Source organism: Brevundimonas sp., from assembly GCF_029945885.1.
Classification (GTDB): Bacteria; Pseudomonadota; Alphaproteobacteria; order Caulobacterales; family Caulobacteraceae; genus Brevundimonas.
In genome coordinates this window covers 327,605-348,304 of sequence record NZ_JAQSDK010000002.1, presented here as the reverse complement: position 1 = coordinate 348,304, position 20,700 = coordinate 327,605, and the positions used below count along the sequence as shown (strand labels likewise).

The window sequence follows — 20,700 nt, the reverse complement described above, 5'->3', positions numbered from 1 at the left end:
GGGCGAAGGCCTGTGGGATACCCAATTCATGCCCACCGGAATCGAACCGTTTCGCGCCATCGCCATCAGCCGGCTGGCCCATGAACTGAAGGCCGGGGGGCGCAGTGTCATCCATATGGAGTTCGGCCAGCCCTCGACCGGGGCCCCGGCGGCGGCGATCGCCCGCGCCCATCAGGTGCTGGACAGCGACGGCATGGGCTATTGGGAAAGCCCGCTGCTGAAGGCGCGGATCGCGCGCCATTATCAGGAGCGCTATGGCGTCACCGTCGCGCCCGAGCGGCTGTTGCTGACCTGCGGGGCGTCACCGGCCCTGGTGCTGGCCCTGACCTCACGCTTCGCGCCCGGGGACCGCATCGCCATGGCCCGGCCCGGCTATGTCGCCTATCGCAATACGGTGCGGGGCCTGCGGATGGTGCCGGTCGAGATCGGCTGCGGGCCCGAGGACCACTATCAGCTGACGGCGCGGGCCCTGAAGGCGCTGGAGCCGGCCCCGGCGGGGGTGATCATCGCCAGCCCGGCCAATCCGACCGGATCGATCATCCCGGCGGCGGAACTGGCCGCCATCGCCGCCGTCTGTGCCGAGCGCGGCATCGTCATCATCTCGGACGAAATCTATCACGGGCTGAGTTTCGGCGCGCCGACGCCGTCGATGCTGGAGTTCACCCCGGACGCTTTGGTGATCAACAGCTTTTCCAAATACTGGAGCATGACCGGCTGGCGGCTGGGCTGGCTGCTGGTGCCGGCCGACCATGTCGAGACGGCGAAAACCTATATCGGCAACCTGTTCCTGACCCCGCCGTCGCTGAGCCAGCACGCCGGTCTGGTGGCCATGGACCAGACGGAAGAGCTGGAGGGCCATGTCGCCGTCTATCGCCGCAACCGCGAACTGATGCTGGCCGCCCTGCCCGCCCTGGGGCTGAAGACCATCGCCCCGCCGGACGGGGCCTTCTACATCTGGGCCGACATCGGCCATCTCAGCCACGACAGCCTGGCCTTCTGCGAGGCCCTGTTGCGCGACACCGGCGTCGCCACCGCCCCCGGCATCGATTTCGACCCGGTCGACGGCGGGCATTTCATCCGCATCAGCTTCGCCGTGTCGACGGCGGAGGTGGAAGAGGCGTTGCAGCGGATGGTGGGGTGGTTCGGGGCGCGGAAGGCGGGGTGATGGGGCCTCCGATCGTCGGATAGAAAGCGATCGGATGCGGCACGCTCAGCTTGGGCCTACCAGCTGGAAGCGGACGATTGGAACGTCCGCTACGGGGGGGAAGCGGACATCAGCGTTTCGACTGAAACAGACTGCGTTGGGCTTCATTGATCGACCACTCGTCAAGATCGACTTCCCGCTTTGTGACTGGCAGATGTTGTCGTCGCCCGGCCCAATCGTAGAACAGGGTGCCGTGGATGCCATTGGCGTCCCTTTTCAAAACCGGACGATCCCAGATCGGCGTGAGGATTTCCGTCGCACGATCATCACCGAGCCGGACGATCACATCCTCGATCAACTCGATGTCCGTTCCATCCATGAAGAGGTCGGCGAACTCTTCATCAGTGGCCTGAAAGAGGCTGAACGTTGCGTTTTCCGCGCCGTCGATGATCTGAATATTCTTCATAGGCTCAGCCTAGCGGCGGACCTTCCAGCCGTCACCTAAGGGTCGAAAGCGGTCATAGCCTCAGGACCACAGGATGGACCTTCCACCCGGAGTCTTTCGGGTCACTCGCTGACATTCAGCCGCATCGACGACACATCCGACACACCGCCCCGGCCACAGCCGCCACACCGGCCACAAATGCGACCTTCCCGGCCAGAATCCGCCCTTTGCGGCGTGCCATCCCGCTGATCTGACGCGGCTTTCCGCGGCGGGGCAGCGAATTTCCCGCCGGGGTGCCGGGCTGGGGGACACTGGGGGCATGAACACTGCCCTGCCCGCATCGCCGCGCCGTCGTGCGCCCTATCGCATCCGTGGCGAGCGGGTCTGGGCCTGTATCCGTGCCCGCGATCCGGCGGAGGAGAGTGCGCCGGTCCTGGCGGTCGAATTCGACGTCAGTGTGTATGCGATCCGGCGGCGGATCACGCGCGAGGGCTGGAGCAAGCGGGGGCTGGCGGAGGCGGAGGCGATGGCGGGCTTCAACGACTGTCGTCATCCTTCGGCGTGCGCAGCACGACCGGAGGACCCAGCGGCGGGCGCGAGCCCGACCCTGTCGCGGTCACCGACGGTGGACACAGGGTGGGCGGACAGATCGCCTGCGGCGCCGCTGGGTCCTCCGGTCGGCGCCGCTGACGCGGCTGGCCGGAGGATGACGACAGTGGCAGACCCCCTGCTGGACCCGCGTGCCGCCGCCCTGGCACCGCCCCGGACTCGAGTCTAACCGCGACCCGCTGAAACGGCTCGCCACCGCTGACGCGAACATCAAGGATCTGAAGACACTGCCCGGAAATCCAGACATCGGACCGCAGCCGTTGGACTCCCTGCACCCGGTTTTTCCGGAGTCCATTTCGCCCGTCGGGTCGCGTCGCCCCTCGACCGCGACGCGGTCGCCCTCCCCATGCAAACAGGAAGGAGCGCCCTGACGTCGCTGCGGCTCTAGACCGCCTCGTTCAGCAGGGCCTGGCGGTAGCCCTTGAGCCAGATGTTGCGCGACTGTTTGGAGCGTTCGGCATGGTAGATGTGGGCCAGCTCGGCGTAGGAGCGGTCGAAATCGTCATTGACGAAGACGTAGTCGAACGCGTCGCAGTGTTCGATCTCGCCCTTGGCGTTCTGGATGCGGCGTTCGATCACGTCCTCGGCGTCCTGGGAGCGGGTCACCAGACGGCGGCGCAGCTCCTCCAGACTGGGCGGCAGGATGAAGACGCGAACGGCGTCGTGCGGGCATTTTTCGGCGATGTCGCGGGCCCCCTGCCAGTCGATGTCGAACAGGACGTCGCGGCCCTCGGACAGGGCCCGGTCGATCGGGGCGCGCGGGCTGCCGTAGCGGGCCCCGTGCACATCGGCCCATTCCAGGAAGGCGTCCTGGTCGATCAGGCGCTGGAACTCGGCCTCGTCGACGAAATGATAGTCGCGGTCGGCGACCTCGCCGGGGCGGATGCCGCGGGTGGTCATCGACACCGACAGCTCCAGCCCGCCGTGGTCGGCCATCAGCCGGCGGCAGAGCGAGGTCTTGCCGGCCCCGGAGGGACTGGCGACGATCAGGAGGACGCCCCGGCGGGGCGTGCGTTCATTCGACATTCTGGACCTGTTCACGCAGCTGTTCGATCACCGCCTTCAGTTCGAGTCCGGTGGCGGTGAGCGCCGTGGTAGCCGATTTGGCGCACAGGGTGTTGGCCTCGCGCATGAATTCCTGGGTCAGGAAGTCGAGTTTCCGGCCGGCGGGGGGTTGGTGCAACAGGGTGCGGGCCGAGGCGACGTGGGCGGTGAGGCGATCCAGCTCCTCACGGACGTCGGCGCGGGCGGCCAGGGCGGCAGCTTCCAGCACGATCCGGTCGGCCAGGCCGGGGGCCCCCGCCTCGCTGGGATTCGGGGCCAGGTCGGTCATGCGGCGGGCGAATCGCTCGCGCACGGCGGTGGTCTGCTCGTCGGCCCGGACGGCGGCCTCGGCGGTCAGGGCGGCGATGCGGTCGACGAAGCCGGTCAGGACCGGCAGCAGCTGGGCCCCTTCCCGCTCGCGCGACAGCTTCAGGGCGTCGAGGGCGGCGTCGATGGTCAGGGCCATGGCGGCCTCGACGGCGGCGCGGGCCTCGGGGTCCTCGACCTCTTCCGGGATCTCCAGCACGCCGCGCAGGGCCAGCAGGCCGTCGGCGCTGGGCGGGGTGGTACCCTGTTCGGCCAGGGCGTTGGCGAGGATCAGATAGTGGTCCAGCACCGCCTGGTTGACCCGCACGGTCGGGGTGCCGCTCTCCAGCCGCTTGGCCTGAAGGCCGACCGTGACCTGACCCCGGCCGAGCCGGGCCTGGGCAGAGGCCCGGGCCAGCCGTTCCAGACTGTCGAAGCCGGGCGGACCCCGAAAGCGGATGTCGAGGGTGCGGCCATTGACCGACCGGGCCTCGACCGACCAGCTCCAGCCGTCCTGTGCCCCGTCGGCGCGACCGAAGCCGGTCATGCCGGATATCCCGGTCATCGTACGGCCAGGGCCGGGCGGGCGGGCGGAGTCGGGTTGACGGTGATCACCGCGACGCCGGTACCCGAGGCGGCGGCTCCAGGGGCGGCGTCAGGGGCAACATCCGACGCGACCTCGGGGACGACAACCACCGGCGGCAGGCCGGCCTTTTCGCGTTCGATGGCGCGCCAGCGGGCGACATTGGCGAGGTGTTCGGGATAGGTGCGGGCGAAGGCGTGACCGCCGGTGCCGTCGGCGACGAAGAACAGTTCGTCACTGCGCGGCGGGTTGAGCACGGCGGCCAGGGCCTCCTCGCCGGGGTTGGCGATCGGCGTCGGCGGCAGGCCGTCGATCTGATAGGTGTTCCACGGCGTCTGGCGGTCCAGTTCGGAACGGCGGATGCCCCGGCCCAGCGGCCGGCCCCGGGTGATGCCATAGACGATGGTCGGGTCGCTCTCGAGCCGCATGCCCAGCCGCAGCCGGTTGGAGAAGGCGGCGGCGACGCGCGGGCGTTCCGAGGCGATGCCGGTCTCCTTTTCGACGATCGAGGCCAGGATCATGGCCTCTTCCGGCGAGGTGACCACGGAATTGGGGCTGCGCAGGTCCCACAGCCGGGCCAGGTTGCGGTCGCGGGCGCGCTGCATCCGGGCGATGACGGCGGCGCGGGTCTCGCCGCGGCTGATCTCATAGGTGTCGGGCCACAGACTGCCCTCGGCCGGGACCTCGACCTCACCGGTCAGGATCGGCTGGCGATTCAGGATGTCGACGGCCTGGGCCGACGACCAGCCCTCGGGCAGGGTCAGGTAGTGGCGCACCACCCGCCCCTCGACCAGCAGGATGATGACCGAGCGCAGCGAGGCCCGCGACGGTACCTGATATTCCCCGGCGCGCAGCTTGCGGTCGGCCCCGGTCAGGCTGACCGCCGCCTTGAACATGTCGGTCGAACGGATCACCCCGGCCCGTTTCAGGGTGGCGGCGATGGCCGGAACGCCCGAGCCGCTGGGCAGGGTGACGATGGTGGTATCGCCCTGGGCGGCGGCCGGACCGGGCGCGTAGAAGACACTCCAGCCCCAGGCCAGACCGGCGATCAGGAACAGGCTGAAGGTGGCCGAGGCGGCCAGCAGACCGACCATCAGGCCGGAGCGCCCCCCCCTGGGTGGGGCCGACGGACCGGCGGCCATCTAGTCGACCTTCCGGAAGATGACCGAGGCATTGGTGCCGCCGAAACCGAAGCTGTTGGACATGGCGACATCAATTTTCCGGTCCTTGCCCTTGTGCGGGACCAGGTCGATGGCGGTCTCGTGCTCGGGATTGTCCAGATTGATCGTCGGCGGCGCGACCTGGTCGCGGATCGCCAGCACGCAGAAGATCGATTCGATGGCCCCGGCGGCCCCCAGCAGATGGCCGGTCATCGACTTGGTCGAGGAGACGGCCAGGTTCGACGCATGGTCGCCGACCAGCCGCTCGATCGCGCGCAGCTCGATCCAGTCGGCCATGGTCGAGGTGCCGTGGGCATTGATATAGTCGAGGTCCGAGGGCTGCATCCCGGCCCGCTTCAGCGCCGCCTTCATGGCCCGCAGCCCGCCCTCCCCATCCTCGGACGGAGCGGTGATGTGATAGGCGTCGCCGCTCATGCCGTAGCCGACCACCTCGGCATAGATCTTCGCGCCGCGGGCCTTGGCGTGCTCGTATTCCTCGAGCACCATGATGCCGGCCCCCTCGCCCATGACGAAGCCCGCATGGTCCCTGTCATAGGGACGGCTGGCCTTCTCGGGCGCGTCGTTGAAGGCGGTGCACAGGGCCTTGCAGGCCAGGAAGCCGGCGATGCCGATCGGCACGATCGAGCTCTCGGCCCCGCCCGCGACCATCACATCGGCGTCGTCCAGGGCGATCATCCGGGCCGCGTCGCCGATGGCATGGGCCCCGGTGGCGCAGGCGGTGACGACGGAATGGTTCGGCCCCTTCAGCCCGTGGCGGATCGAGATCTGGCCCGAAGTCAGGTTGATCAGGGCCGAGGGAATGAAGAAGGGGCTGACCCGGCGCGGCCCCTGTTCCTTGAGGATGATGGCGGTGTCGGCGATGGGGCCGAGACCGCCGATGCCGGAGCCGACCATGACGCCGGTGCGTTCCTGGTCCTCGGCGCTCTCGGGCTTCCAGCCGGCGTCGGCCAGGGCCTCGTCGGCGGCGGCGATGGCATAGACGATGAAGTCGTCGACCCGTTTGCGGTCCTTGGGCGACATGACCTGTTCGTGGTCGAACACCCCCGGCTGGCCGGGAGCCCCGCCGCCGCGACCGTCCACCGACGGAATCTCGCCGGCAATGGTGCAGCCCCAGCCCTCGACGTCGAAATTGGTGATCGGACCGATGCCGGAGCGACCGTCGCGGATTCCCTGCCAATTATGCTCAACACCCGCGCCAAGCGGGGTGAGCAGGCCGAGACCGGTGACTACAACGCGGCGCATGGGCGCTCCTTCAACAGAATCCGTGCCCAGAAACAGTAATGGCCGCCGGGCGTGCCCGCTAGGGGCGCACCACGGCGGCCACTGAAACCGTCAGTTGACCGAGGGTCAGCCGGCGAGTTTGCCGTCGATGAATTTCACGGCGTCGCCGACGGTCTGGATGTGCTCGGCGGCATCATCCGGGATCTCGATGTCGAATTCTTCCTCGAAAGCCATGACCAGTTCGACGTTGTCGAGCGAGTCAGCGCCCAAATCGTCAATGAAGCTGGCCTTTTCGACGACTTTTTCGGGATCGGCGTCCAGATGGTCGATGACGATCTTGCGAACGCGTTCCAGGGTGTCGGACATGGGGTCTCTGCCTTCGTTATGGTGCCTCGGCACCAGCGTTTGTCTTCGCGATTGCCGTCCCACGACAGCGCCGGTCGCGCAAGCCCAAAGAGGCCGCGCAGCCGGTTGCGTCACCGCCCTTTAGCACAGCCTTCCCCCGGGGGAAGAGTCGATGCAGGGTTTGATCGTGATCGGCGTTCAGCGGCGGGGGCGGTTGACCCACCAGACCAGCCCGCCGCCGACCAGGGCCATCGGGGCCCCGTAGACGGCCCAGATGATCTGGCCGGTCATGAAACTGCCCGGCAGGATGTTGAGCCCCTGCAGCACCCAGATGATGCCGATCAGCAGCAGCGGGCCGCTGAGGATGGTGGCGAGGAGGCGGAGGGCCAGCATCAGATCATCGCCATGCCGCCGTTCACGTGCAGGGTCTGCCCCGTGACGTAGGCGGCTTCGTCCGAGGCCAGATAGACGGCGGCGGCGGCGATCTCGTCACCGGTGCCGAGGCGGCCGGCCGGGATGTTTTTCAGGATGGTCTCGCGCTGGGCGTCATTCAGCACATCGGTCATCGGCGAGGCGATGAAGCCGGGGGCGATACAATTCACCGTGATGCCGCGGCTGCCGACCTCCTGCGCCAGCGACTTGGAGAAGCCGATCATGCCGGCCTTGGAGGCGGCATAGTTGGTCTGGCCGGGGTTGCCGGTGACGCCGACGATCGAGGTGATGCCGATGATCCGGCCGGAGCGGCGCTTCATCATCCCCTTCATCGCCGCGCGCGACAGACGGAAATAGGATTCCAGATTGACGGTGATGACCGACTGGAAATCCTCGTCCTTCATCCGCATCAGCAGGCCGTCCTTCGTGATGCCGGCGTTGGCGACGAGGATGTCGAGCGGCGCGCCGGCCACTTCTTCCGCCCGGGCGACCAGGCCGTCGACCGAGTCGGGATCCGACAGGTTGGCGGCGGCGGCGAAGGCACGCTCGCCGAGGTCCTTCGCCAGGTCGTGCAGCACCGCCTCACGGGTGCCGGACAGGACGACGGTCGCGCCCCGGGCGTGCAGGGACCGGGCGATGGCCCCGCCGATGCCGCCGGTGGCCCCGGTGACGAGGGCGGTTTTTCCGGTGAGATTGAACATTTGATTCACTCCATAGAGTCCCTGTCTAGCGACATGCCGCAATGCCTGCACGTTCTGACCGGCCACAAGGATCTTGTTTCTGAAAGCTCCCCACCAGCGGAAAGCGGAAAGGGCGGGCGAGCCGCCCGTGGGTATGAAAACACGTCACGACGGCAACGCGGACACGGAAGCGTCGCAGCCTTGTTGGCAAGCCAAAGCACCGGGACCATCAGGAGCAATATCGCCCAAGGCGGTAGCCAAAAGACTGACGACACCCAGGTCAGGCCAACGATTACCGCAAACCCAGACCGAAGCGTCGCCTGAGCATAGACCGTCATCGCAACCGACCTCAGCCAACGCTCTTCGCGAACGCTTCCAGATCTTCCGGCGTGTTCAGCGCCACGCTCTCGGCGTCCGGGGCGATGCGTTTGGCCATGCCGGTCAGGACCTTGCCGGAGCCGATCTCGGCGAAGCGGGTGATGCCACCCTCACCCGCCATCCACTCCATGCTCTCGCGCCAGCGGACGCGGCCGGTGACCTGTTCGACCAGCAGGCGGCGGATCGTCTCGGGGTCGGTCTCGGGGCGGGCGGTGACATTGGCGACCACCGGCACGCGCGGGCCCAGCAGGGTGGCACCGGACAGGGCCTCGGCCATTTCGTCGGCGGCGCGCTGCATCAGCGGGCAGTGGAACGGGGCCGAGACGTTCAGCGGAATGGCCCGCGCGCCCAGTTCCTTGGCTTTCTCGATGGCGCGATCGACGGCGGCCTTGTCACCGGAGATGACGATATTGCCGGCATTGTTGTCATTGGCGACGACGCAGACGCCGACTTCGGACCCGGCCTTTGCAGCGGCCTCGGCCAGGGCCAGGTCGGTCTTCGGCCCGATCAGCGAGGCCATGGCCCCGGCCCCCACGGGCACGGCGCGCTGCATGGCCTGGCCGCGCAGCTTCAGCAACCGGGCGGTGTCGGCCAGCGACAGGGCCCCGGCGGCGCAAAGGGCCGAATATTCGCCCAGCGAATGGCCGGCGACCAGGGCGGCGCGCGACACGTCGATATCGAACTCGACCTTCAGCACCCGCACGGCGGCCAGCGACACCGCCATCAGGGCCGGCTGGGCGTTCTCGGTCAGGGTCAGCTGGTCCTCGGGCCCCTCGCGCATCAGCAGGGCCAGCTTCTGGCCCAGGGCGTCGTCGATCTCGGCATAGACCTCGCGGGCGCTGGCGAAGGCGTCGGCCAGGGCCACGCCCATGCCGACCGACTGGCTGCCTTGTCCGGGAAACAGGAGGGCGAGGGTCATGGGCGGTCCGCAAACTGTTGAATCAGGGGCGCAGCGGTAGGACAAACCCCGGAAGGCGGCAAGTCGCGAACGCCTTGCCCTGCCCCCCCTTTTCCCCTATATGCGCCCGCTTTCCAGGGCTTCGGTCCTGTCGCGGAACATCAAAGGGTTCGGGAAGTCATTCCGGCCGCCGCTGCAGGAGCCATCGTGGGATCAGACTTTAACCCGGTCTGCCTCACGCCGACGCCCACAAGGGAGACTACCGCATGGCTCTTTACGAGCACACGGTCATGTCGCGCCAGGATATCAGCGCGCAACAGGCCGAAGCGCTGAACGACACCATCAAGGGCTTGATCGAGGAAGGCGGCGGTTCCGTCGCCAAGATCGAGTACTGGGGTCTGCGCAACCTGACCTATCGGGTCAAGAAGAACCGCAAGGCGCACTATTCGCTGCTCGCCGTCGACTGCCCGCCCGCCGCCATGGCCGAAGTGGAACGTCAGCTGTCGATCAACGAAGACGTGCTGCGCTGGCTGACCGTCCGCGTCGAGGAGCTCGACCTCGAGCTGTCGCCGCTGCTGGCCCGCCGTGAACGCGAGCGTGAACGTGAACGCGAGCGCACCCCGCGCACCGACGAGGCCCCCGCGGCCGCCGTCGCTGAAGCCGAATAAGGAAGGCGCATCATGACCGATACGACTGCTCCCCGCGGCGCGCCCACGCCCGGCACGCCCGCCGGTTCCGGCGCTGCCGGCCGTCGCCCCTTCTATCGTCGCCGCAAGGTTTGCCCGTTCTCGGGTGAAGGCGCGCCGAAGATCGATTACAAGGATGTGAAGCTGCTGCAGCGTTACATCTCCGAACGCGGCAAGATCGTGCCCTCGCGCATCACCGCTGTTTCCCAGATCAAGCAACGCGAACTGGCCAAGGCCATCAAGCGCGCCCGCTATCTGGCCCTCCTGCCCTATGTGGTGAAGTAATGAAGGTCGTTCTCCTCGAGCGCGTCGATAACCTCGGCGCCATCGGCGATGTCGTGACCGTCAAGGACGGCTTCGCTCGTAACTTCCTGCTGCCGCGCGACAAGGCTCGTCGCGCGACGTCCAACAACCTGAAAGCCTTCGAACTCGAACGCGTCGCCATCGAGGCCCGCAACGAGAAGAACAAGGAAGAGGCCGGCAAGATCGGCACCAAGATCGACGGTCAGACCTATGTGATGATCCGTCAGGCTGGCGAGACGGGCCAGCTGTACGGTTCGGTCGGCGGTCGCGATGTTGTCGAGGCCATCACGGCCGAAGGCGGCAAGGTCGAGCGCAGCCAGATCGTGCTGAACACGCCGATCAAGTCGCTGGGCGTCCACGAAGTGCCGGTTCGCCTGCACGCCGAGGTCTCGGTCAAGGTCAAGATCAACATCGCGCGTTCGGCCGAAGAAGCCGAGCGTCAGGCCGCTGGTGAAGACGTCATCAAGGCCGCCTATGACGAGGACCGCGCCGCGGCCCTCGAACAGGCGCGCGACATGGTTGCCGGCGGTGCCGGCCAGCAGGACGGCCTGGGCTCGGAAGCCTAGGTCTTACAGCGACCGCAAGATGAAGAGGGCGCACCTTCCGGGGTGCGCCCTTTTTCATGGCCACCGGACAGTGATCGACGCCCTTTTCCGGCCATGATCCGGCTGGCAAACTGCGCAATCAGTCGCAGGACATTCCCATGATCCGCAAGATATCGCTGGCCCTGGCGCTGGCCGCAGGCCTTCTCGCCACCCCGGTCGCGGCACGCGAGATGACCGTCCGCCAGTTCCTGACCACCGCCGATGGCATTCCGCGCAATCCCACAGCCTTGCTGCGCGCCGATACCCGGCGGCTGATGACCGAAATGCGGGCCAGCTTCGCCGCGATCCGCACCGAGGAGACCGCCGCCCGCACCGCTGGCCGCCGGCCGGCTACCTGCATGCCGGAACGGGTCTCCGTGAATCCGGAACAGCTGCTGGGTCGGCTCAACGCCATTCCCGCCGCCCGCCGCAACATCAGCCTGACCCAGGCCATCCGCGAATGGATGGCCGAAGAGCATCCCTGCCCCGCCTGACCGGCCCGAACCGGACCGTCCACAGAGGTGTCCCCGTTCATCTGGACCGGGACGGACTTTTCCGTCCGCTTCCGTCGCACCGGAAGGCTAAGCGTTAACCGATGAACGCCTTCGCCCCCTTCTCCGCCGACACAGCGTCGATTTCGTCCCTGCCGCACAACCTGGAGGCCGAGCAGGCGCTGCTGGGCTCGCTGATGTTCGACAATGCGGTGTTCGAACGGCTGTCGGACCGGCTGCGCGGGTCGCATTTCTACGAGCCGTTCCACAACCGGCTGTTCGACGCCATCGAGGACCATATCCGCCAGGGCATGCTGGCCGAGCCGACCATTCTGATGGAGCGGTTCAAACAGGATCCGGCCTTCGCCGAGTTCGGCGGTCTGCGCTATCTGGCCGACCTGGTCGACCGGGCTCCGCCCGCGGCCAATGCCGCCGACTATGCGCGGGTCGTCTATGATCTGGCCCTGCGTCGCGACCTGATCCGTATCGGCGGCGACATCATGAAGGAGGCCCCCGATCCCGAGCGGGCCGCCATCGACCAGATCGAGCAGGCCGAACAGTCGCTGTATTCCCTGGCCGAGACCGGCAAGCCGTCGTCGGGTTTCGTCAGCTTTTCCACCGCCCTGGCCGGGGCTGTCCAGATGGCCGGCGAGGCCTACCAGCGCGACGGCAAACTGGCCGGCCTGGCCACGATGCTGGACGATCTGGACCAGAAGCTGGGGGGTCTGTACCCGTCCGACCTGCTGATCCTGGCCGGCCGTCCGTCGATGGGCAAGACGGCGCTGGCGACCAACATCGCCTTCAACATTGCCCGCAACTATCGCTGGGAGCCGACGCCGGAGGGCCGCAAGACGGTCAACGGCGGGGTCGTGGCCTTCTTCTCGCTGGAAATGAGCGCCGAACAGCTGGCCATGCGGATCCTGGCCGATGCCTCGGGCGTGTCGTCGGACCGGCTGAGAAAGGGCGAGATCGACGCCTCGGACTTCGGCAAGGTGCGCGACGCCGCGATCGAGATCGGCGAGAGCCCGCTGTATATCGACGCCACCGGCGGCCTGGCCATCTCCAAGCTGGCGGCGCGGGCGCGACGGCTGAAACGGGCCGAACAGGGCCTGGACCTGATCATCATCGACTATCTGCAGCTGATCACCGTCGGCGACGGCAACAACCAGCGCAACCGGGTGCAGGAGGTGTCGGAGATCACCGGTGGCCTCAAGGCCCTGGCCAAGGAGCTGAACGTGCCCATCCTGGCCCTGTCGCAGCTGTCGCGTCAGGTCGAGAACCGCGAGGACAAGCGGCCGCAGCTGTCCGACCTGCGCGAATCCGGCTCGATCGAGCAGGACGCCGACTGTGTGATGTTCGTCTATCGCGAGAGCTACTACCTGGGCCGGACCGAGCCGCGCGAGGGCACCGAGGAACATCTGAAATGGCAGGAGGACATGGACATCCTGCAGCACCAGGCCGAGGTCGTCATCGGCAAGCAGCGCCACGGTCCGATCGGCATCGTCAAGCTGAGCTTCGACGCCGACACCACCCGGTTCGGCAACCTGGCCAAGGACGGCCGCTATTCGAATTTCCGCGACATCCCCGAATAGGTTCGACATTTTCCGGTGTGCGCTGCACAAAAGTTGCGCCATAACCCAATCATGCCCTCCCTCGCCACGCTTTCCGTCGACCTGAACGCGCTTGCGCACAATTTCCATGCGCTCGAAGCCATTGCCCGCGTGCCGGTCCATCCGGTGGTCAAGGCCGATGCCTACGGGTTGGGGGCAATACCGGTGGCGCGGCGGTTGATGGCCGAAGGGGCGCGAACCTTCTTCGTCGCCCGGGCCAGCGGCGGCTTCGCCCTGCGCGAGGCCCTCGGGCCGGAGCCGGTCATTCACGTACTGGACGGTTGCGTCGGCGACGGGGCCCCGGCCCTGATCGCCGCCGGGCTGAGTCCGATCCTGAATCACGGCGATCAGCTGGCGGCCTGGCGGGCAGCGGGCGGCGGGGCCTGTGGCCTGCAGATCGACACCGGCATGAACCGGCTGGGCTTCCGCCCCGAGGAGGCCCCTGAGCCCTTCCCCGGCCTCGGTCTGGTCATGAGCCATCTCGCCTGCGCCGACACCCCGGACACGCCGATGAACCGCCAGCAGCGCGACGCCTTCGCCACGGCGGTGCAGCGCTATCCCGGCGTGGTCCGGTCATTCGCCAATTCGGGCGGCGTCTTCCTCGGGCCGGACTTCGGCTTCGACGCGGTGCGACCGGGGATCAGCCTGTACGGCAGTGGTCCTGAAGGTCGTCCCGACGCCCGGCTGAAGGCCGTCGCCACCTTCATGGCCGAGGTGCTGCAGGTGCGGGATGTCCCGGTCGGCGAAAGCGTCGGCTATTCGCAGGGCTTCCGGGCCGAGACGCCCCGACGGATCGCCGTCTGCGCCGCCGGCTATGCCGACGGGGTGTTGCGCAGCACCAGTCCCTGGGGCGCGGTTTGGCTGGGCGGTGCCTTGCGGTCGATTGTGGGACGGGTGTCGATGGACGTCATCGCCGTCGACGTCACCGGTACGGACGTGGCCGTCGGCGACCGCGCCGAACTGTTCGGGGCCAACCGCTCGCTGGACGAGGCCGCGACCGCGGCCGGGACCATCGCCTATGAACTGCTGACCTCGGTTACCCCGCGCGTGCCGCGGGTCTATAGCGGCTGATCCGCACACCGCCCGCGTCAATATCGGACGCAGCCCGTTTCCGCCCCCTGCCCCACCGCGACCGACTCCTGTAAGTCGGGGTCATGGCCAGAGACGGTGCGATCTATGTTTGTCAGTCCTGCGGGGCGGTCCACGGCAAGTGGGCCGGCCAGTGCGGGGCCTGTAACCAGTGGAACTGTATCGTCGAGGAGAGCCGCGCGGCCCCGCCCGGCGCGATGAAGGCGGTCAGCAGCGCCCGGACCCGGGGCCTGCAATTCGAAACCCTGCAGTCGGACACGCCCGAGCCGGCGCGCATCGTCACCGGGGTCAAGGAGTTCGACCGGGTCTGCGGCGGCGGGGTCGTGCCCGGCTCGGCCATCTTGCTGAGCGGTGATCCTGGCGTCGGCAAATCGACCCTGCTGCTGGACGTGGCCGGTCGGGCGGCGCTGAAGGGGGCCCGGGTCGCCTATATTTCCGGCGAGGAGGCGATCGAGCAGATCCGGGCCCGGGCCAAGCGGATGGGCCTGTCCAAGGCCCCGGTCGAACTGGCCTCGGCCACGGCCCTGCGCGACATCCTGGGTACGTTGAAGCGCGAGAAATTCGACATCGTCATCGTCGATTCGATCCAGACCCTGTGGTCCGACGCCCATGAGGCCGGGCCCGGCTCGGTGACCCAGGTCCGCGCCTGCGCCGGGGAGATGGTGCGGCTGGCCAAGTCGCACGGCGTCGCCGTGGTGCTGGTGGGTCATGTGACCAAGGACGGTCAGGTCGCCGGACCACGCGTGGTCGAACATATGGTCGACGCCGTGCTGAGCTTCGAGGGCGAGCGCGGCTATCCGTTCCGCATCCTGCGCGCCGGCAAGAACCGATTTGGGGCCACCGACGAGATCGGGGTGTTCGAGATGGGTGACACCGGACTGCGCGAGGTCAGCAATCCGTCGGCCCTGTTCCTGGGCGAGGGCAAGGACCGCGCCCCCGGGGCCGCCGTCTTCGCCGGGATCGAGGGCTCGCGGCCTGTGCTGGTCGAGATGCAGGCCCTGGTGTCGAAATCGGCCTATGGCACGCCGCGCCGGGCGGTGGTCGGCTGGGACACCGGGCGACTGGCCATGGTGCTGGCCGTGCTGGAGGCGCGCTGCGGCTTCGGCTTCGGGGACCAGGACATCTATCTGAACGTCGCCGGGGGTCTGCGGATCAACGAACCCGCCGCCGATCTCGCGGCGGCCGCGGCCCTGATCTCCTCGGCCACCGACAAGCCCCTGCCCCAGGGCTGTGTCGTGTTCGGTGAAATCAGCCTGTCGGGTGAGGTTCGGGCGGTCGGCCGGGCCGAGGCGCGCTTGCGCGAGGCGCGCAAACTGGGCTTCGACAACGCCCTGACCCCGCCTCTGACGGTCAAGGGCGGCGGGGTGGCGGTGACCTCGGTGACGCGATTGACGGAAGCGGTCGATCGAATCTCGCAAAACCGCTATGAAGGTCTTCAGTAACCCCCCACCCGAGGATCGACCGACCGCGTGACCGGCTTTGACGCTCTCGCCCTACTCGTGATCCTCGCCTCGGCCGCGGCCGGATGGGTGCGTGGGGCGACGCGCGAAATCATCACCCTGCTGAGCTTCGTGCTGGCGGCCTTCCTGGCCCTGGTGGCCCTGCCCTTCACCACCCCGATCGGCCGCTCCCTGATCGATCCCGACTGGGCCGGCGCGATCGCCGCGGCCATCGCCTCCTTCCTGCTGGTCTATTTCGGCATCCGCATCTTCGGCTCGGCCCTGTCGAAACGGGCCCAGGCCCATCCGCAGCTGGGCGGGCTCGATCGTTTCCTCGGCGTCTTCGTCGGTGCGGCCCGGTCGCTGGTGCTGCTGGGGGCGATTCATCTGGTCGTCGTCGCCGCCATGCCGGGCGAGGCGACCCCGCGCTGGCTGACCCAGGCCATGCTGTATCCGGTCAGCGCCGGGGCCGCGCGCGTGATCCAGATCGTCCTGCCCGGCATCGGGCGCGGGGCTGACGCCCTGACCCCGGTGATCAATTCCTCCGTTCATGAGGGGTTTTCCGCCTCCCAAGCCTTGCCCCCGCCCCAAACAGGGCATACCCCGCGCGGCACCGCCCCCTAGCCGCTTCCCGGACCATCGGAGCCACGATGCGCCACCAGATTGCCGATCCCGTCGTCCATCGCGACCACCATCGCGATCCGGATGATGATCGCCCGCGTCTTGAGTGCGGTGTCTGTGGCGTCTGGGGTGCCGAACCCGACGGTGCCGCCGCCATCGTCGCCCTGGGCCTGCACGCCCTGCAGCATCGCGGCCAGGAAGCCTGCGGCATCGCCAGCGTGCACGAGGAACATTTCCATACCGAACGCCATCAGGGCCTGGTCGGCGACGCCTTTGGTGGCACCGACCTGCCGAAACGGATGCCGGGCACGGCGGCTGTGGGCCACACCCGGTATTCGACCGCGGGCGGATCCTTCCTGCGCAATATCCAGCCGATGTTCGCCGATCTCGACTCCGGCGGAATCGCCCTCGGTCACAACGGCAACCTGACCAATTTCCTGTTCCTGCGGAACCAGCTGGTCTCGGAAGGATCGATCTTCCAGTCGACCTCGGACTCCGAGGTGATCCTGCATCTGATCGCCCGCTCCCGTAAGGCGCGGATCGTCGACCGTTTCATCGATGCCCTGGCCCGGATCGAGGGCGGCTATGCCCTCGTCGCCCAGACCAGCAAGAAGATGATCGGGGCCCGCGACGCCCTGGGCATCCGCCCTCTGGTGCTGGGCAAGATCGGCGAGGCCTGGGTGCTGGCGTCGGAGACCTGCGCTCTGGACACCATCGGGGCCACCTTCGTGCGTGACGTCGAGCACGGCGAGGTCGTGGTCATCGACAAGGACGGCCTGCGCTCGCTCAAGCCCTTCCCGGCCCGCGCCGCCCGGCCCTGCCTGTTTGAGTATGTCTATTTCTCGCGGCCCGACAGCATCGTGAACGGCCGTTCGGTGTACGGCGTGCGCAAGCGGATGGGCGAAGGCCTGGCGCGCGAGCACGCGGTCGAGGCCGATGTCGTGGTGCCGGTGCCCGACTCCGGCGTGCCGGCGGCCCTGGGCTATGCCCGTGAAAGCGGCATCCCCTATGAGATGGGCATCATCCGCAGCCACTATCTGGGCCGCACCTTCATCCAGCCCAGCCAGGGGGCCCGTCAGAAGGGGGTGCGCATGAAGCACAGCCCCAACCGCTCGGTGCTGGAGGGCAAGCGGGTCGTGCTGATCGACGATTCGATCGTGCGCGGCACCACCTCGGTCAAACTGGTCCGGGCCGTGCGGGCCGCCGGGGCGACCGAGGTGCATCTGCGATCGGCCAGCCCGCCGATCCTGTATCCGGACTTCTATGGCATCGACATGCCCGAGCGGGACCAGCTGATCGCCGCCAACATGACGCTGGAGGAGATGCGGGCCCACCTGGAGGTCGACTCCCTGGGCTTCCTGTCGGTCGACGGCCTGTACAATGCGATGGGGGCCGGCCCGCGCGACGCGGACAATCCGCAGTTCACCGACCACTATTTCACCGGCGACTATCCGACCCGCCTGCTGGATCGCGAAATCGAACAGGGCGGCCGCGACGTCACCTATCGCCAGCTGTCGCTGCTGGTGACCGCCTAGGACGAAACCGGTCAGGGCGCGCCCGCGTGTCCTGACCCGGATCTTCGCGCCATATGGACGCGAGGTCTTTGCCCGGACACGGGCGCGCGCTATCAGGCCCCATGTCTGCTGATCTCCCCCTGAAAGACCGTATCGCCCTCGTCGTCGGGGCCTCGCGCGGCATCGGCTATGAAGCCGCCCTGGCCCTGGCGAAGGCCGGAGCCCATGTCGTGGCCACCGCCCGCACCGAGGGCGGGCTGGAAGAGCTGGATGACGCCATCTATACCGCCACCGGCAAGCACGCGACCCTGGTGCCGTTCGACCTCGTCGACGGCGGGGCCATCGACCGGCTGGGCGGGGCCATCTTCGAACGGTTCGGCAGGCTGGACATCTGGGTCCAGGCGGCCGCGACCATGGGAGCCTCGGGCCTGACCCCGGTCAGCCACGCCGACCCCCGCGTCTGGGCCAAGGTCGAGAAAACCAATTTCACCGCCATCTATCGTCTGATCCGTTCGCTGGAGCCGCTGCTGCGCGTCTCGGACGCCGGACGGGCCATTTATCTGACCACCAGCGTCGCCGCCGCGCCCAGGGCCTTCTGGGGCATGTATGCCGCGACCAAGGCCGGGGCCGAGGCCCTGATCAAATGCTGGGCCGACGAGATTGAATCGACCCCGATCCGCGCCGCCGTCGTCGATCCGGGCCGGATGCGCACCATGCTGCGGGCCCAGGCCTATCCGGGCGAAGATCCGCAGGATGTGCCCCACCCGTCCGAGATCGGTCCGCTGATCGTCGAACTGGCCCGCGGCGACCTGACCCCGCCGCTGGAAGTCAAATTCAGGGACTGGAAGTCGGGACCGGGCGTGGCGGCCCTGGTCTAGGAACCGGCGTCGGCGGCGTCGGCTTCGTCAGCCACCGACAGGACGGGCTCGGGCAGGACCGGCGGGGTTGAATCCCAGAATGTCAGATAGTCCGACCACACCCGATGGGTCCGTTGCCGGGTCATGTCGATCTGGCAGCCCAGATAGAGGACCGTCCGGATGGTCCCGTCCTTCCACTGATCATGGATGCCGTCGCAGACGACCGTGGCATAGGCCAGCCAGGCCGCCTGGCTCTTCTCCAGGAAGGCCAGCCGCTGTGTCGGCTCGCCATAGGTTGCCGACTCCGCATCGCCTTCGGCCGCCCGGAGGCGCGCCGCGGCCAGATACCGGTCCATGCGCGCGGTCTCGCGCTCCAGATCCTGGAAGGCACAGGCGTTCATCTCGATGGTCGTCCCGTCCCTGACGCAGGCGGGATTGCCGTCATCGACAGGCTCGACCGCCGCCGCGGCGGTATGGGCCGGGCCCGCCTGCAACAGCAGGGCGATCAGCAGGGACAGACTCATGAGCGGGCTCCTCCGGGGTGCCGCCACGCTATAGTGGCAGCCCCCGGTGTCCAGCGGCACATGGCCCTACTTCTTGGGGGCGTGCTTCTGGCCGGTGCGGACGCGGCCCGAACGCGAGACCTGACGGGCACCGCCACGGGCCCCCTTCTGGATCGCGACGCTGGAGCCGGCCTTCTTGTTCGAGCTGGACTTCAGACCGGTCAGGGGCCGGGGCTTGGCCGTGCGCGTCTTCTTCTGCTCCAGCGCCTTGCCGGGCAGGTTGGACAGGGCGTCGGCGGCAGCCTCGGACTTCTTGATGCGACGCGGCGCGGTCTTGGCCGGGCCGGTGAAGCGTTCCGGACCGGATTTGGAGCCGCCCTCGCCATAGGGGTTCTCGGACCCCGCCTTGACGTTGAGGCGGATCGGGGTCCCGGGCAGGTCGAAGCTCTCGCGCAGGCTGTTGACCAGATAGCGTTTGTACTGTTCCGGCATCGAGGCGGCGCGGCTGGCCATCAACACGAAGGTCGGCGGGCGCGCCTTGATCTGGGCCATGTATTTCGGCTTGATCCGCTTGCCGTCGACGGCGGGGGGCGGATGCCTCTGGGTGGCCAGGGCCAGCCAGGTGTTGAGGTCCTTGGTCTTGACCTTGACCGACCAGGTGGCGTGCGCCTTGAGGATCGCCGGCATCAGCCGCTCGACCCCGCGCCCGGAATGCGACGACAGGGCCACAAAGGGCGAACCGCGCAGCTGGGGCAGCTTGTCCTCGGCCATCTGGCTGAGCTTGGTCAGCCTGGCCTGGGGTTCCTCCTCGAGGTCCCATTTGGCGGCGACATAGACCAGGGCCCGGCCCTCGCGCTCGACCAGGTCGGCCAGCTGCAGGTCCTGGGTGTCGAAGGCATCGTCCTTGTCCATGACCAGGACCACGACCTCGGCATAGGTGATGGCGCGGATGGTGTCGGCGACCGACAGCTTCTCCAGCTTCTCGTTGACCCGGGCCTTGCGGCGCATGCCGGCCGTGTCGACCAGACGGATATTCTGGCCTTCGTACTGCCAGTCGACCGAGATGGAATCGCGGGTAATCCCGGCCTCGGGGCCGGTCAGCAGCCGGTCCTCGCCGATCAGGCGGTTCACCAGGGTCGACTTGCCGGCATTGGGCCGGCCGATGATGGCGATACGGATCGGCTTGTCAGGCTCGTCGACCTCCTCGATCCAGATGTCGGCCGAGGCCGTGACGATGGCGGCATAGAGGTCAGCCATACCCTCGCCGTGCTCGGCCGAGATCGGCACAGGCTCACCGAAGCCCAGGCCATAGGCCTCGCCGATGCCGCCGCCGCTTTCGCGGCTCTCGGACTTGTTGGCAAGCAGGATGACGGGCTTGTGCTGTTTGCGCAGCCGTTCGGCGAAGATCCGGTCCAGGGCGGTCACGCCCTCGCGGGCGTCCATCATGAACAGGATCAGGTCGCCGTCTTCCAGCGCCGCCTCGGTCTGTTCGCGCATGCGCGATTCCAGACTGTCGTCGGTGATGTCCTCATAGCCGGCGGTATCGATCAGGGTCAGATCGAAATCGCCGATATTGCCGTCGGCATAGCGACGGTCACGGGTCACGCCGGGGCGATCGTCGACCAGCGCGAGGCGCTTGCCGACAAGCCTGTTGAACAGGGTCGATTTGCCCACATTGGGGCGGCCAACAATGGCGACTTTTAATGCCATGTCGGCGTTCTAACCCAGATTGACTGC

General features: G+C 67.9%; 22 protein-coding genes. 11 read left to right on the top strand and 11 right to left on the bottom strand.

Annotated elements, in window-relative coordinates; genetic code table 11:
* The first annotated feature begins 28 nt into the window (after positions 1–28).
* Entirely contained in the window at positions 29–1,165 is a 1,137-nt protein-coding gene (locus PSV00_RS02185) for an aminotransferase class I/II-fold pyridoxal phosphate-dependent enzyme (RefSeq protein WP_300444233.1), read from the top strand.
* Between the two features lie 109 nt (positions 1,166–1,274).
* Here PSV00_RS02185 and PSV00_RS02180 read toward each other — a convergent pair whose 3' ends face one another.
* From PSV00_RS02180 to fabD, 9 genes are all read right to left on the bottom strand, one after another.
* Entirely contained in the window at positions 1,275–1,610 is a 336-nt protein-coding gene (locus PSV00_RS02180; protein ID WP_300444231.1) for a hypothetical protein, read from the bottom strand.
* Positions 1,611–2,582: 972 nt separating this feature from the next.
* On the bottom strand, positions 2,583–3,224 hold the full coding sequence (gene gmk, locus PSV00_RS02175; protein WP_300444229.1) for a guanylate kinase: 642 nt from the start codon (positions 3,222–3,224) through the stop codon (positions 2,583–2,585).
* Positions 3,214–4,095 (bottom strand): YicC/YloC family endoribonuclease, encoded by an 882-nt coding sequence (locus tag PSV00_RS02170; RefSeq protein ID WP_300444227.1) that lies wholly within the window; start codon positions 4,093–4,095, stop codon positions 3,214–3,216. The genes gmk and PSV00_RS02170 overlap by 11 nt, the downstream gene beginning before the upstream one ends.
* 14 nt (positions 4,096–4,109) lie before the next feature.
* Positions 4,110–5,273 carry an endolytic transglycosylase MltG gene (gene mltG, locus PSV00_RS02165; RefSeq protein ID WP_300444225.1) on the bottom strand — a complete coding sequence of 388 codons (1,164 nt, stop codon included), beginning with the start codon at positions 5,271–5,273 and terminating at the stop codon, positions 4,110–4,112.
* Positions 5,274–6,554, bottom strand: a complete 1,281-nt coding sequence (fabF, locus tag PSV00_RS02160; RefSeq protein ID WP_300444222.1) for a beta-ketoacyl-ACP synthase II — start codon at positions 6,552–6,554, stop codon at positions 5,274–5,276.
* A 105-nt stretch (positions 6,555–6,659) separates the two neighbouring features.
* Positions 6,660–6,899: an acyl carrier protein gene (locus PSV00_RS02155; RefSeq protein ID WP_300444219.1), complete on the bottom strand. Its 240-nt coding sequence runs from the start codon at positions 6,897–6,899 to the stop codon at positions 6,660–6,662.
* Positions 6,900–7,076: 177 nt separating this feature from the next.
* A complete protein-coding gene (locus tag PSV00_RS02150; RefSeq protein ID WP_300444217.1) occupies positions 7,077–7,271 on the bottom strand; it encodes a hypothetical protein in 195 nt (64 codons plus the stop codon).
* Positions 7,271–8,011, bottom strand: coding sequence for a 3-oxoacyl-[acyl-carrier-protein] reductase (fabG, locus tag PSV00_RS02145; protein ID WP_300444215.1), 741 nt, complete (start codon positions 8,009–8,011; stop codon positions 7,271–7,273). Before fabG ends, PSV00_RS02150 begins: the two co-directional genes overlap by 1 nt.
* Positions 8,012–8,339: 328 nt before the next feature.
* Complete coding sequence (fabD, locus tag PSV00_RS02140; protein ID WP_300444213.1) at positions 8,340–9,287, bottom strand: ACP S-malonyltransferase; 948 nt, start codon at positions 9,285–9,287, stop codon at positions 8,340–8,342.
* Positions 9,288–9,532: 245 nt separating this feature from the next.
* On the opposite strand from fabD, the gene rpsF reads away from it, so the two are divergent.
* From rpsF to PSV00_RS02090, 10 genes are all read left to right on the top strand, one after another.
* Positions 9,533–9,934 (top strand): 30S ribosomal protein S6, encoded by a 402-nt coding sequence (gene rpsF / locus PSV00_RS02135; protein WP_300444211.1) that lies wholly within the window; start codon positions 9,533–9,535, stop codon positions 9,932–9,934.
* A gap of 12 nt (positions 9,935–9,946) precedes the next feature.
* Complete coding sequence (gene rpsR, locus PSV00_RS02130; RefSeq protein ID WP_300444210.1) at positions 9,947–10,237, top strand: 30S ribosomal protein S18; 291 nt, start codon at positions 9,947–9,949, stop codon at positions 10,235–10,237.
* Positions 10,237–10,821 carry a 50S ribosomal protein L9 gene (rplI, locus tag PSV00_RS02125; protein WP_300444208.1) on the top strand — a complete coding sequence of 195 codons (585 nt, stop codon included), beginning with the start codon at positions 10,237–10,239 and terminating at the stop codon, positions 10,819–10,821. Before rpsR ends, rplI begins: the two co-directional genes overlap by 1 nt.
* 137 nt (positions 10,822–10,958) lie before the next feature.
* Entirely contained in the window at positions 10,959–11,333 is a 375-nt protein-coding gene (locus tag PSV00_RS02120; protein ID WP_300444206.1) for a hypothetical protein, read from the top strand.
* Positions 11,334–11,434: 101 nt separating this feature from the next.
* Entirely contained in the window at positions 11,435–12,922 is a 1,488-nt protein-coding gene (locus PSV00_RS02115) for a replicative DNA helicase (protein WP_300444204.1), read from the top strand.
* A 51-nt stretch (positions 12,923–12,973) separates the two neighbouring features.
* Positions 12,974–14,011 (top strand): alanine racemase, encoded by a 1,038-nt coding sequence (gene alr / locus PSV00_RS02110; protein ID WP_300444203.1) that lies wholly within the window; start codon positions 12,974–12,976, stop codon positions 14,009–14,011.
* Positions 14,012–14,094: 83 nt separating this feature from the next.
* On the top strand, positions 14,095–15,471 hold the full coding sequence (radA, locus tag PSV00_RS02105; RefSeq protein WP_300444200.1) for a DNA repair protein RadA: 1,377 nt from the start codon (positions 14,095–14,097) through the stop codon (positions 15,469–15,471).
* Positions 15,472–15,498: 27 nt separating this feature from the next.
* Positions 15,499–16,092 carry a CvpA family protein gene (locus PSV00_RS02100; protein ID WP_300444197.1) on the top strand — a complete coding sequence of 198 codons (594 nt, stop codon included), beginning with the start codon at positions 15,499–15,501 and terminating at the stop codon, positions 16,090–16,092.
* 26 nt (positions 16,093–16,118) lie between these two features.
* The gene (gene purF / locus PSV00_RS02095; RefSeq protein ID WP_300444194.1) at positions 16,119–17,624 is read left to right on the top strand and encodes an amidophosphoribosyltransferase; all 1,506 of its coding nucleotides are present in this window, start codon (positions 16,119–16,121) and stop codon (positions 17,622–17,624) included.
* A gap of 101 nt (positions 17,625–17,725) precedes the next feature.
* The gene (locus PSV00_RS02090) at positions 17,726–18,481 is read left to right on the top strand and encodes an SDR family NAD(P)-dependent oxidoreductase (protein ID WP_300444191.1); all 756 of its coding nucleotides are present in this window, start codon (positions 17,726–17,728) and stop codon (positions 18,479–18,481) included.
* On the opposite strand, the gene PSV00_RS02085 is transcribed toward PSV00_RS02090, so the two are convergent.
* Together PSV00_RS02085 and der are read right to left on the bottom strand one after the other, a co-directional pair.
* A complete protein-coding gene (locus tag PSV00_RS02085) occupies positions 18,478–18,984 on the bottom strand; it encodes a lysozyme inhibitor LprI family protein (protein WP_300444188.1) in 507 nt (168 codons plus the stop codon). The genes PSV00_RS02090 and PSV00_RS02085 overlap by 4 nt on opposite strands.
* A 66-nt stretch (positions 18,985–19,050) precedes the next feature.
* A complete protein-coding gene (gene der / locus PSV00_RS02080; RefSeq protein ID WP_300444187.1) occupies positions 19,051–20,673 on the bottom strand; it encodes a ribosome biogenesis GTPase Der in 1,623 nt (540 codons plus the stop codon).
* Positions 20,674–20,700 lie beyond the last annotated feature (27 nt).